Here is a 13,420-nt window from a genome sequence, read left to right on the forward strand (position 1 = left end):
GTCTCCTGATACCCGATTACGACACGACAGCGGCATCCCTCGTCTGTTGAACTCCGGAACCAAAGCGCATCAGCAAGCTATTGATCCACCGCGGATTAATTCAAAAACCCGCCGTGAGCCACCAAATGAGGATATTCGATAAGGAACTCAACTGCCCTGACGGGTTTCCCCGATGTAGGGGCCGGCCACGGTCACGGGAAGGCTAAAGCAGCCCGGTTGTTAATATTGGGTGAGGCTTTTTTGTTACTCTTGGGGCCAAAATCGCGGGCCTGAAAGCGTTACGCTGGTGAACGCGTATCTCGTCTGCAACATTCGATCGGAAGCTGAAAGATGGAAGGCACACGCGTGAGTGGACAAGGGATTGGGGGCAAACGATTTTGGCAACTCGCCGTTTTTGCAGCAACCGGAACGCTCGGAGTTACATCGCAGGCGGAAGCCGCCATCTACTACTGGCAAGATTCTGCGCCCGCTGCTGTCGCAGAACCGGCACCGAAGGCTCCGGCGCGACACCCCAAAACTCATCGCCTTGGTGAAAAGAAATCGGCTGCCGTCGAGAAGGACTCCAAGCCGCAGGGACCGCTGATCATCTCGATTTCGATCGCCCAGCAAAAGCTTCGCCTTTACGACGCCAACGGCCTGTTCGCGGAGTCGCCGGTTTCGACCGGCATGCCAGGCCACCCCACACCCATGGGCGTGTTCAGCGTCATTCAAAAACAGAAATTCCACCGCTCCAACATCTATAGCGGCGCCCCGATGCCGTTCATGCAGCGGATCACATGGTCCGGCGTCGCGATGCATGCCGGCGTGCTTCCGGGATATCCGGCCTCGCACGGATGCATCCGCATGCCGGCGGCTTTCGCCGTCAAAATGTACAACTGGACCAGGATGAGCGCGCGCGTCATCATCACGCCGGGCGATGTTACTCCGGCGAGCTTCTCGCATCCTCTGCTGGCGGCGATAAAGGTCGGACCTCAAGCGGTCGCGGTGGAAGAGACGAAAGCGGATGCCGCGGCGGTTCAGATGCCCGAGCGGCCTGCGCAGGTCGACGCCGGCACGGCGCAAAAAACGGTCGACGCCGATACCAGGCTCGAGCTGCGTTCGACCGTCGGTCACGCCGACATGAAGCCGGCAGCCGACGAGAACCATGCCTCGACCTCGCCAAATGTGAAAACCGCTGACGCCAGCGGCGCGCTGCCGACGACGCTGTCTGCAAACGGGATGTCGGACGCCGCACCGCTCAGCGAACACGGGTCGCAGCCGGCGGAAGCTTCAGCTTCCGACAAGCCGAACTCATCCGCGACCGCAACCCAGACGGACGCTCCAAAATCGGAAATCGATCCGGCTGCCATGAAACATGACGAGGCAGCTTCGGCGGAAGCGAAGCCGGCCGGCAACAGTCCCGCCGAAGCGCAGCCGGCGAAGATCGCGGACAGTGAAGCCAAACCGGCTGAAGCTGCCGCCAATCAGCCCGCAATGCCTGACGCAGCGGCCAAGCCCGACGATAAAACGGTGGCAACCGCGCCGGCGGTTGCGCCTGTCGGTCCGACCAGCATGCCGCTCAAGGCAGACCCGAAGAGCGATTTCGCCAAAATGGGGCTTCCCTTGAAGAAGACGGAACAGATCGCGGTGTTCGTCAGTCGCAAGGATTCCAAACTTTACGTCAGGCAGAACCTCGCGCCGCTGTTCGACGTGCCCGTGAAAATCGCCGCCGACGAGCGGCCGCTTGGCACGCATATTTTCACCGCGCAGGTCGACAAGAGCGACGCCAACGTCCTGCACTGGTCAGTGGTCTCGCTGCCCGTGCCCGCCAAAGCCGCCAACCGGCGCGCCGAAGAGCGCATGACGCGCAGCCGCAAGGTTGCAAGCGAAGGCCCGATCGAGGCGAAGGCGCTGCCAACCCCCGATAGCCCGGCCGAAGCGTTGGACCGTCTCAGCCTCCCTGCGGAAGTCATGGCGAAGATCTATGAGGCGATTTCGACCGGTGGGTCGATCATCATCTCCGATCAGGGCATTGCGGCCGGAGAGACCGGCGAAGGAACGGATTTCATCGTTTCGCTGCGTTAGCCCGTTAAGGACGGTTTGGGCGTTTGTTCAGCGCGCGGCGGCCGAAAAGCGCGTTCATTTTTCCGGGTCATGCATTAAAAGACCGGCGGCATGGACCCATCCCCGACCTCAGCGCCCCGGCCCGCATCCCGCACCGGCTTCGACGCGCTCATGCCGCTGACCTTTCTCGGCTGGTGGCCGGGACTTGCCGCGATCGTCTTGAGCGTCGCGGTATCCTTCTTCCTCTACGGTTACGCGGTGGCCTATTGGCGCAACGCCGATATGGACTTCATGGTGATCTACAACGCGCTTGTCCTCAATGACGGCAAGCCGCAGCAGTTCTTCGACCACACCGGTTATCTCACCATCCTCATCGTCAAAGTCTGGTTTCAGATTCTGCACGGGCTCGGCCTGCTCAATTCCTATTCGCTGTCGAGCATGCCTCCGGCGTCCGATCCTCACGGATTTGATGCTGCCATGACCAATGTTGTCCGCGCTGGCCGACTGGTCGCCTGGCTGATCGCAACGGCCAGCGTTCTGGTTTTCGCAGGCCTCATCCGTGCGGTCGTGCGCGACTGGCGCCTCGCTTTGATCGCAACCTTTGCATTTGCCTTTTCCGGCGGGCTCGCCGTGCACGAGCGTATCCTGCGCACCGAACTTGTCGCCGCCTGTCTGGTGATTTTCGCACTGATGATCCTGATCGTGACCGGGCGCCGCGCGAGCCTCGTACGTCCGCTTTGGATAGCGCTTGCGGCCGCGCTTTGCGTGCTGGGCCTGGAGAACAAAGTGCAAGCGATCCTGCTGATCGCAGCATTGCCCGTGCTCCTATTGCCATTTGGATCCACGACAAGCGCCAGCGTTCCGTTTTGGCGCAACGGCCGACCAGCCCTCGCGCTCGCCATTGTCTCCGTGGTCGCAGCCGCAGTCGCGGTGAGCCTCGCGTGGCCACTGATCACGACAGGCCTCGATCGCACACTGCTCGACACCGCGGGATTTCGTCCGCTGTTGTTCGGCCGCTTTGGAGTTTATCAGGCCGTACTATTGCTTCTGATTGGCGGTTGCATGTTGGCCTATGCCGCGATCTGGCGCGTCAGCGCCGCGGAAGCTTTGGCATCGATGGCCGCGGTCGTAGCGGGCGCCTTGGTGGCGCTCCTCGCGCTCAACCTCGACTACAACGCCAGCAATGTGATTGCGGTGTTCAATCCGCTGGAAAAGATGCTGAAGTTTGTCGACGGCGGAACGGCAGCCGCCGCCAACCAATCAGGCCTTTCGGACATCTTCTGGCTGCTGCTCGACGGCATCGCCTCGGTGGCCGCGCGGTATTCCTTCGTACTGCATTCCTCGCCGCGTCCGACCGTGTTCCTGACCTGGCTGATCGTGCCCGGGATCGTCTATGCCTGGATGAAAGGCGAAAGGCAGGTCGCGATCCAGGCCTCGCTCCTGCTGATGGCGGCGGTTGGCATCGACGCGTTGGGTGTGCGGCGGGGATTGAAATCGGAATATTTTATCTTCACCGACCCGCTGATCATCCTTTCGGGCGCGCTTTTGCTCGCTTCCTTCAGCGATCTGCGCTTTCACACATGGGCCTTTCCGGTAGCCTTGGTTCTTTTTGCATTGCAGATCGTGGTCAGCCAGTCTGAACCGATCAAATATGCGCTTCAGCGCCGCGGGCCGGAATCGATGTGCGACTGGAACCAGTATTACATGCCGCTGATGCCGCTGCCCTGGTGCCCGCCAGCGCGGTCCTGAAGATTTGTCACGCCCGGAACCGAAGATATCCCCAACCCGGCACCCTGCCAAAGCCGATATGGCGTAACGCTGCAACTCGGCTATGATGACGCGGGGGAAATCGCGCCCGGCCACGAGAAGGCCCGGCGCGGTCAGAGAACAGGGAAAACCACGATGCGTATTGCGGCAGCACTGACCTTTGCAGGCGTGATTTCACTCTGCGCGACCGGGGCGGCATGGTCGCAAACCCCGCCCGCCAAGCCCGGCGCCGCACCTGCCGCTGCCACAGCCCCCGCTCCCGCCGCGGCACCTGCACCGGCCAAATTACCTTGCGCCAATCCCGACGCGCTCGGGATTGCCCGCGTCGTCGAGATCGACACGACGGGCGGACCGGGATTTGGCTTCGAGCATTTCAAGCAACTCGATTTCCTCCGCGAGAAGGAAGTCGTGCTGACCTTTGACGACGGTCCGTGGCCGGAGAACACGCCCTCCGTCCTCAAGACACTGGCCAACGAATGCACGACCGGGATTTTCTTTTCGATCGGCAAGCACGCCACCTATTATCCCGAAATCCTCAAGCAGGTTGCCGCCGCCGGCCATACCATCGGTACTCACACCTGGTCGCACGCTACGCTCACCAACAAGAAACTGACCGAAGATCAGCGCAAAGAAGAAATCGAGAAGGGATTTTCCGCCGTAAAGTGGGCACTGGGCGGTGTGTCGCCGTCGCCGTTCTTTCGCTTCCCCGCCTTGCAGCACCCGCCTGAGATGGTGACCTATCTCGGCACGCGGAACATCGCGATGTTCTCCTGCGATCTCGATTCCTTCGATTTCAAGGCACGCAACGCCCAGCAAGTGATCGACGTCACGATGAAGAAGCTCGACAAGCAGGGCAAAGGCATCATCCTGATGCACGACTTTCACAAGCACACCGCGGAGGCCCTGCCCGAGTTGCTGCGCAAGTTGAAGGCCGGTGGATACAAGGTGGTGCAGATGAAGGCGAAGGCGCCCGTTCAAACCCTTCCGCAATATGACGAGGAAGTCTTGAAAGACGCCAAGCTGCCCACCGTCAGTTCCCGGCCGGTATCGAGCGTGGTGCAGACGATTTCGGAATAATTGTCGTGTAGAACGGTCGTGCCGGTATTCCGCATCGAAGCCTATGTGATCGTATCCGCGGACGGCAGGTTGGCGGATGAGCGGCATGTGATGCCGGAAGCGCTGAAATTCGAGGGTGACAAGGAGTTCTTCACGGCGGCGCTTGATCGCGCCGACTTGATCGTCCACGGCCGCCGCTCGCACGAAGGTCAGCCAAACTCGCCGCAGCGAAAGCGGATCGTGGTGACGCGCAAAGTCGCTGACCTTGCTGACGACCCTTCCATCCCCAAAGCGACGTTGTGGAATCCCGCAAACGCCCCCTTCGAGGCCGCGTGCGACCACGCCGGCGTTCACGAAGGGACCATCGCCATCATTGGCGGACCCGACGTATTCGACATGTTCATGGATCGCTACGACACGTTCTGGCTTTCGCAGGCCCCGAACGTCAATTTGCCCGGCGGCGAACCGGTCTTCTCCGGCGTACCGGAAAAAACGCCGCAGGAAGTTCTCTCAAGTCACGGCCTCAAGCCCGGCCAAGGCCTGGTTCTTGACGCAGCGAACGGCGTCACCGTCACGCCTTGGCAACGGACGCCTCAAACGTCGTAAGCAGGCTCTTGGGATTTGGCGAAGCGGCTGGTCCCAACGATCATGAACAAGGCGCCGATGATCGACAGATTTTTCAAAGCATGGACCAGATTGTTTCTGGCGTCGGCACCAGTCTGATTCCAGAAGTCGTGGTAGTAGAACGTCGCGGCCGCCACAAACAGGATCAGCACGATCGCAAAGAAACGCGCGCCAAGGTTCAGCGCAATCATAAGACCGCAGACCACCTCAATTCCGCCGGCTGCAATCGCCAGCAGCTGCCCCATCGGCATTCCCGTGATGGTCTCGAGCTGCGCGGTATAGGGAGCCACGATCGCGGGAAGCACGATCTTCTCGGTCATTTGGGCCGTTGCCGACAGGTCCAGGAGCTTGGAGGCTCCGGAGAAAACGAAAAGCACGGCGAACAAAATTCGTCCAAATGTAACAAGCGCTGGCATTTTCGGCCCCTCTAGGTCGCAAAGCTGAGGAATAGCGGAGCGATTATGGTCGTTTCGCACCGGCTTTTCAAATATTCAATCGATTTCCGGCTGGTGTGTCGTCTCCGGCTCAAGCGAATAGCGAGGGCTGTTGGCGGCCCGCGCGCTCCTGCGCCTCGACGGCGGCAATCGCCGTCATGTTGAGAATGCCACGCGCCGTCACCGACGGCGTCAGGATATGGGCAGGTCGTGACGGCCCCATGAGGATCGGTCCCACCGGCAACGCGTCGGCCAATGCCTTGATCATCTGATAGGCCACATTGGCGGTGTCGAGGTTGGGCATGATCAGGATATTGGCCACGCCTTCAAGGTGCGAATGCGGCAAGACCAGCTTGCGTGCCGCTTCCATAAGTGCGGTGTCACCCTGCATTTCGCCGTCCGCCTCGATTTCCGGATGCTTCTCGCGCAACAGTGCGGTGGCGCGACGCATTTTCCGTGACGATTCCGTGTCATAGCTGCCGAAATCGGAATGTGACACGAAGGCGACTTTGGGTTTGATGTTGAACCGCTGAACGTGGACGGCGGCCAGCGCCGCCATTTCGGCAAGTTCTTCCGCACTCGGATTTGGCCGCACTTGGGTATCGGCGATGAAGTAGGCGCCCTTGCTCGTGATCATCAGCGACAGCGCCGCAAAATCACTTAAGCCCGGCCGGAAGCCAATGATTTCCCGAACGTGGCGCAGATGGCTCATATAGCCGCCTTCGACGCCGCAGATCATGGCGTCGGCCTCGCCGCGGCTGACCGCCAGCGCGGCAATCACGGTGGCGTTGGTTCGCACCACGGTGCGTGCGGCATCCGGCGTCACGCCGTGCCGGCCGGCCGTCGTGATGTAGGATTGGACGTAGGAGCGATAACGGGGATCATCCTCGGGATTGATGAGGTCGAAATCCTTGCCGGCCTTGATGGCGAGACCAAACCGCTTGATCCGCGCTTCGACCACCGACGGACGACCGACCAGTATCGGCCGCGCCACGTTTTCTTCGAGCACCACTTGGGTCGCATGCAGCACGCGCTCGTCTTCGCCTTCCGCGTAGATGACACGGACCGGCTGGGTCTTGGCCTTGGCAAAGACCGGCTTCATGACGAGCCCGGAGCGGAACGCAAAGCGCTCAAGCTGGATGCAGTATTCCTCGAAATTCGGAAGGGGCCGGCTCGCCACGCCGGAGTCCATCGCCGCCTTGGCAACCGCAGGCGCGATGCGCAGGATCAGGCGCGGATCGAACGGACTTGGGATCAACGAACCCGGGCCGAAACCTTGCGCCTGCCCGCTGTCGAAACCAGGCGCCAGCGCATCCACCGGCGGATCGCGGGCCAGTTGCGCGATCGCGTCTACCGCCGCCTTTTTCATTTCCTCATTGATCGCGGTCGCACCGACATCGAGGGCGCCACGGAAGATGAACGGAAAACAAAGAACGTTGTTGACCTGATTGGGGAAGTCGGACCGCCCGGTGCAGATCATGGCATCGGGACGGGCTTTGCGCGCCTCGTCCGGCATGATCTCCGGGTTCGGGTTGGCCAGCGCCATCACCAGCGGCTGATCGCCCATCTGCTTGACCATTTCCGGCTTCAGCACGTTGGGGGCAGAAAGGCCGAGGAAAATGTCGGCGCCCGGAATCGCGTCAGCGAGCACGCGCTTGTCGGTCTTCTGGGCGTAGACCGACTTCCAACGGTCCATCAATTTCGTGCGGCCCTCGTAGACCACGCCCTCGATGTCGCAAACCCAGATGTTTTCCCGCTTGGCGCCCATCGACACCAGAAGATTGAGACAGGCGAGCGCCGCAGCACCTGCCCCCGAACACACGATCTTGACGTCGGAGAGCTTCTTTCCACTCAAGAACAGCGCGTTCGTGATGGCCGCGCCGACGATGATGGCCGTGCCATGCTGGTCGTCGTGAAACACCGGAATTTTCATCCGCGCCTTGAGCTGGGCCTCGATCTCAAAGCATTCCGGACCCTTGATGTCTTCAAGATTGATGCCGCCGAAGGTCGGCTCCAGTGCCGCCACGGTTTCGACCACGCGCTCGATGGTGTCGGCAGCGATCTCGATATCGAAAACGTCAATGCCGGCGAATTTCTTGAACAGGACCGCCTTGCCCTCCATCACGGGTTTGGAGGCCAGGGGGCCGATGTTGCCGAGGCCGAGCACCGCCGTCCCGTTCGTGACCACCGCGACCAGATTGGCGCGGGCGGTCAGCGTAGCCGCTTCCGCCGGGTTGTTGGCAATTTCGGTACAGGCAGCCGCGACGCCGGGCGTATAGGCCAACGCAAGGTCGCGCTGGTTGGCGAGCGGCTTGGTCGCCTGGATCTCGAGCTTGCCGGGCCGCGGCAGCCGATGATAGGCGAGCGCTGCAGCGTGAAGGTCTTCGGAATAGGACATTCGCTTCCCCCGGGGGCTTCGTTGTCGCCCCGAAACAATCGATCTCGGTGGTATTTGCTATCAGTTTTGCGGCAGATTGAGCCGGATGTGAAGCTCGCGCAACTGTTTCGCGGTCACCTCTGAGGGAGCGCCCATCATCAGGTCTTCCGCCCGCTGGTTCATCGGGAATAGCACGACTTCGCGCAAGTTTTCCTCGCCACATAGCAGCATTACGATCCGGTCGATGCCGGGTGCGATGCCACCATGCGGCGGGGCGCCCAGCGATAGTGCCCGCAACATGCCGCCGAACTTTGCCTCAAGGACATCTTCGGGATAACCCGCGATCGCAAACGCCTTCTTCATCACGTCGGGACGGTGATTACGGATCGCGCCCGACGACAGTTCGGTGCCGTTGCAGACAATGTCGTACTGAATGGCCTTGAGGCTCAGCAGCTTTTCATGGTTGGCGGGATCGAGCGCCAAAAATTCCTTCGGCTCGATGTTCGGCATCGAGAACGGGTTGTGCGAGAAGTCGATCTTCTTTTCTTCCTCATTCCATTCGAACATCGGGAAGTCGACGATCCAGCAGAACTCGAACCTGTCCTTTTCGATCAGGTTCAATTCCTCGCCGAGCCTGGTGCGGGCAAGGCCGGCGAATTTCCAGAACTTGTCGGGATCGCCCGCGACGAAGAACGCCGCATCGCCCTCCTTCAAGCCGAGTTGCACGCGGATCGCCGCCGTCCGCTCCGGCCCGATATTGTTGGCGAGCGGACCTGCTCCCTCGCCGCCTTCGCGCCACATGATGTAGCCGAGCCCGGGCTGGCCTTCGCCTTGCGCCCAGGAATTCATCCGATCGCAGAACGCACGAGATCCGCCTCCCTTCGCAGGGATTGCCCACACCCGGTTCTTGGGATCTTCGAGTATGCGCGCGAACACTTTGAAGCCGGAGCCGCGGAAATGCTCCGAGACCACCTGCATCTCGATCGGATTGCGCAGGTCCGGCTTGTCGGTGCCGTATTTGCTCACGGCGGTCGCATAGGGGATCAGCGGGAATTTGGCGGTGACGTGCTTGCCTTCCGCAAACTCCTCAAAAACGCCGCGCATGACAGGCTCGATGGCGCTGAACACGTCGTCCTGAGTGACAAAGCTCATTTCGACGTCGAGCTGGTAGAATTCGCCGGGCGAGCGGTCGGCGCGCGCATCCTCGTCACGGAAGCACGGCGCGATCTGGAAATAGCGGTCGAAGCCGGCAACCATCGTCAGCTGCTTGAACTGTTGCGGGGCTTGCGGCAGCGCATAGAACTTGCCCGGATGCAAGCGCGACGGCACCAGGAAGTCGCGCGCGCCTTCCGGCGAGGAGGCCGTCAGGATCGGGGTCTGGAATTCGAAGAACCCCTGCTCTTTCATGCGCTTGCGGATCGAATCGATGATCTGGCCGCGCTTGATGATGTTTTGGTGCAGCTTCTCGCGGCGAAGGTCGAGGAAACGATACTTGAGCCTGATGTCTTCGGGATATTCCTGTTCGCCGAACACCGGCATCGGCAGTTCGGCAGCCGGCCCCAGCACCTCGATTTCGGTAGCGTAGAGCTCGATCAGGCCTGTCGCCAAATCGAGGTTGTCGGTGCCCTCGGGGCGCCGCCGTACCTTGCCGTCTATCCGCACCACCCATTCCGAGCGCAGGCTTTCGGCGACCTTGAAGGCCGGCGAATCCGGGTCGACGACGCATTGCGTCAACCCGTAATGGTCGCGCAGATCGATGAACAGAACACCGCCATGGTCTCGAATGCGATGACACCAGCCGGACAAACGAACGCTCTGGCCGATATCGCTCTCCCGGAGCGCGCCGCAGGTATGGGACCGGTAACGATGCATCGAATTTCCATGAGTCAAATGTCGGAGGATCGAATCGAGCGCCCCAAAGGGCCTCCCCGAAGAGGTTGAGGGTTTACCCGAGGCCGCGAGGGGCGGCAACCGACCAACGCCCTCCCGAGAGCCACGAAAACCGGGAAATTTCGCCCTTTGTTGGCAAGCGGATTGTCTAATGACCGCGTATGCCTATCTTGATGGCATGACGGTGCATTTCGCCTTCCAAAACACCTATGCCGCGCTCCCGGATGGCTTTTTCGCGCGGGTGGCACCAACGCCGGTGGCCGCACCCCGGCTGATCAAATTAAATCGACCGCTTGCGGTCCGGCTCGGGCTCGATCCTGACCTTTTGGAGAGCCCCGAGGGCGCCGAAATCCTCTCCGGAAAGCGCCTTCCCGAGGGCGCCCAACCGATCGCCATGGCCTATGCCGGCCACCAGTTCGGCCATTTCGTGCCGCAGCTCGGCGACGGACGCGCCATCCTGCTCGGCGAGGTCATCGATATCGACGGCATCCGCCGCGACATCCAGCTCAAGGGCTCGGGGCCGACGCCATTTTCCCGCCGCGGCGATGGCCGCGCCGCGTTGGGACCGGTGTTGCGCGAATATATCGTCAGCGAAGCGATGGCGGCGCTCGGAATTCCGACCACGCGATCGCTTGCCGCTACCATCACCGGCGAAAGCGTCATGCGCGAGACGGTGTTGCCGGGCGCGGTGCTGACCCGGGTGGCCTCGAGCCACATTCGCGTCGGCACGTTTCAGTATTTTGCAGCCCGCGGCGATACCGAAGGCGTCCGCCGCCTCGCCGACCATGCGATCGCCAGACACTACCCGCAGGCAGCGCAGGCCGAGCGCCCCTGTCATGCCTTGCTCGAGGGCGTCATCGCGCGCCAGGCCGAACTGGTTGCTCGCTGGCTCCAGATCGGGTTCATCCATGGCGTCATGAACACCGACAATACCTCGATCTCGGGCGAGACGATCGACTACGGCCCTTGCGCCTTCATGGACCATTATGATCCGGCAGCCGTGTTCTCCTCGATCGATGAGCAAGGCCGGTACGCTTACGCCAACCAGCCGCGGATCGCGCTCTGGAATCTGACGCGGTTCGCCGAATGTCTGCTGCCGCTGTTTTCCGACGACAAAGACAAGGCGATCGAGGAGGCACAATCTGTTCTCGCGGAATTTCCGGGAAGGTTTACCGCCGCCTATCAATCCGGCCTGCGCCAGAAGATCGGCCTGTTCACCGCGCGCGATGGCGACGAGGCCCTGGTGCAGGACCTCCTGGATGCCATGGCCAAAAATAACGCCGACTTCACACTGACCTTCCGCGGCCTGAGCGCCGCCGCCGAGGATGCTGCCCGTGATCAGGACGTTCGCGCCCACTTCGCCGATCCTGTCGCTTACGACGAATGGGCGGTGCGCTGGCGGCAACGCACCAGCGAGGAGCCGCAAACACCGGCCGAGCGCGCTGGCGTGATGCGAACCGTCAACCCCGCTTTCATTCCCCGCAACCATCGGATCGAGGCGGTGATCCAGGCCGCGGTTGCCCGCGACGACTATGCGCCGTTTGAAGAACTCATTGCCGTGTTGGCGAAGCCCTACGAAGAACAGCCGGCATTCGCCGATTACGCCAATCCGCCCGAGCCGCATCAGCGCGTGCTCCAGACGTTTTGCGGCACGTAAAGCGTTAACCTTCCGCGAGACATTGGGTGCCGCGCGCGTGGCGAGCCGCCATAAATTAACAAGCGCTCAATCGCTTCCCGGCAAATCTATCGGTTTGTTTGGGAGATTTTCCTCGTGGACGCTTTGGTTTTCGAATTCATGGGCCTGGCAATCGTTGGGCTGTGCGTCATCGTGCTGGTGGTTCCGTCCACCCGGCGGCAACCCGGCCGGCAGCTGCGCGATTTCTGATCGAACTGACCGTCAGAATTTGGTGAGGATGGCTCCGCCAACCGGCGGCCGTTTGCGTTGGACCCGACTGTTTGCGTTAAATAGCGCTCTAAGCGTAGATTCGGGTCTCGATTTTGCCGCAACGCCCTTGACATATCAGCGCTTTCGGCCGAACGCCCTTCGGGAAAGCGTCATGGACCGTTCATGGATCTGATTACCACTACTGCGGAACTCTCCGCCTTTTGTGATCGCCTCGCCAAACACCGGGTCATCACCGTCGACACTGAATTCCTTCGCGAGACCACCTATTACCCGCTGCTGTGCGTGGTGCAGATGGCCAGCGCTGACGAAGCGGCAGTGATCGATGCGCTCGCGGAAGGCATCGACCTCAAGCCCCTCTTCGCGTTGATGGCTGACGAAAAGGTGCTCAAGGTCTTTCATGCCGCGCGCCAGGACATCGAGATCGTCTGGCACCGCGCCGGCATCGTGCCGCACCCGATCTTCGATACGCAGGTCGCCGCCATGGTGCTCGGTTACGGCGACTCGATCGCCTACGACCAACTGGTCGAGCGTGTCGCCGGTCACCGGCCGGACAAGACCCACCGATTCACCGACTGGTCGCGCCGGCCATTGACGGACGAGCAGATGCATTACGCGCTTGCCGACGTCACCCACCTGCGCGACGTCTTCGCAGCGCTCGATGCCGACCTCAAGAAGCGCGGCCGCAGCGACTGGGTCAGCGAGGAGATGGAAGTCCTTACAAGCCCGAGGACGTACGACTTCCACCCCGAGCGGGCGTGGGAGCGGCTGAAAACGCGGGTGCGCAAGCCGAAGGAACTGGCGGTGCTGATCGAAGTCGCCGCGTGGCGCGAGCAGGAAGCCCAAAGCCGCGACGTGCCGCGCGGCCGAATCCTGAAAGATGATGTCGTCGGCGATGTCGCTACTCACGCGCCGACGAGTCTGGAGAAGCTCGCCAATTTGCGCTCGCTGCCGAAAGGTTTCGATCGATCGAAATGGGGCTCCGACATTGTGGCCGCCGTGCAGCGCGGCCTCGCGCGCGACGTTGCGACGCTTCCGAAAATCGAGAAGCCGCGCGGCAACTCCAACGGTGCGGCCATCGTCGAACTACTCAAGGTCCTGCTGCGCATGACGTCGGAACGTCACGCGGTCGCAAGCAAGGTGATCGCAACCGTCGACGACCTGGAACAGATCGCAGCCGACGACAATGCCGATGTCGGCGCGTTGCATGGTTGGCGCCGCGAATTGTTCGGCGAAGCCGCGCTGGCGCTGAAGCAGGGCCGGATGGCCCTGGCAATCGAAAAAGGCAAAGTTGTGAAAGTGGAGCGAAGCTGACTAGAACGCGTA

9 protein-coding genes are annotated in these 13,420 nt (G+C 61.5%); 6 read left to right on the forward strand and 3 right to left on the reverse strand.

Going from position 1 to position 13,420, the window contains the following annotated elements; all coding sequences use genetic code 11:
- The first annotated feature begins 330 nt into the window (after positions 1-330).
- From ABSE61_RS26325 to ABSE61_RS26340, 4 genes are all read left to right on the forward strand, one after another.
- On the forward strand, positions 331-2,064 hold the full coding sequence (locus ABSE61_RS26325; protein WP_423874074.1) for a L,D-transpeptidase: 1,734 nt from the start codon (positions 331-333) through the stop codon (positions 2,062-2,064).
- 90 nt (positions 2,065-2,154) lie between these two features.
- On the forward strand, positions 2,155-3,792 hold the full coding sequence (locus tag ABSE61_RS26330; RefSeq protein ID WP_423874075.1) for a hypothetical protein: 1,638 nt from the start codon (positions 2,155-2,157) through the stop codon (positions 3,790-3,792).
- Between the two features lie 153 nt (positions 3,793-3,945).
- Positions 3,946-4,887, forward strand: coding sequence for a polysaccharide deacetylase family protein (locus ABSE61_RS26335; protein ID WP_423874076.1), 942 nt, complete (start codon positions 3,946-3,948; stop codon positions 4,885-4,887).
- Positions 4,888-5,472: a dihydrofolate reductase family protein gene (locus tag ABSE61_RS26340; protein WP_423874077.1), complete on the forward strand. Its 585-nt coding sequence runs from the start codon at positions 4,888-4,890 to the stop codon at positions 5,470-5,472.
- Here the strand turns inward: ABSE61_RS26340 and ABSE61_RS26345 are convergent.
- The 3 genes from ABSE61_RS26345 to aspS all read right to left on the reverse strand — a co-directional run bounded on the left by ABSE61_RS26345 (position 5,460) and on the right by aspS (position 10,173).
- Positions 5,460-5,906, reverse strand: coding sequence for a DoxX family protein (locus ABSE61_RS26345; RefSeq protein WP_423874078.1), 447 nt, complete (start codon positions 5,904-5,906; stop codon positions 5,460-5,462). The two genes, ABSE61_RS26340 and ABSE61_RS26345, sit on opposite strands and share 13 nt — an antisense overlap.
- Before the next feature lie 109 nt (positions 5,907-6,015).
- Positions 6,016-8,322, reverse strand: a complete 2,307-nt coding sequence (locus ABSE61_RS26350) for an NADP-dependent malic enzyme (RefSeq protein WP_423874079.1) — start codon at positions 8,320-8,322, stop codon at positions 6,016-6,018.
- 60 nt (positions 8,323-8,382) lie between these two features.
- A complete protein-coding gene (gene aspS / locus ABSE61_RS26355) occupies positions 8,383-10,173 on the reverse strand; it encodes an aspartate--tRNA ligase (protein ID WP_423874080.1) in 1,791 nt (596 codons plus the stop codon).
- A gap of 196 nt (positions 10,174-10,369) precedes the next feature.
- Here aspS and ABSE61_RS26360 point away from each other — a divergent pair, with 196 nt between their 5' ends.
- Complete coding sequence (locus ABSE61_RS26360; RefSeq protein WP_423874102.1) at positions 10,370-11,848, forward strand: protein adenylyltransferase SelO; 1,479 nt, start codon at positions 10,370-10,372, stop codon at positions 11,846-11,848.
- Positions 11,849-12,259: 411 nt separating this feature from the next.
- Positions 12,260-13,408 (forward strand): ribonuclease D, encoded by a 1,149-nt coding sequence (gene rnd, locus ABSE61_RS26365; protein ID WP_423874081.1) that lies wholly within the window; start codon positions 12,260-12,262, stop codon positions 13,406-13,408.
- Positions 13,409-13,420: the final 12 nt, after the last annotated feature.

Source organism: Bradyrhizobium sp., from assembly GCF_049519115.1.
GTDB lineage: Bacteria > Pseudomonadota > Alphaproteobacteria > Rhizobiales > Xanthobacteraceae > Bradyrhizobium.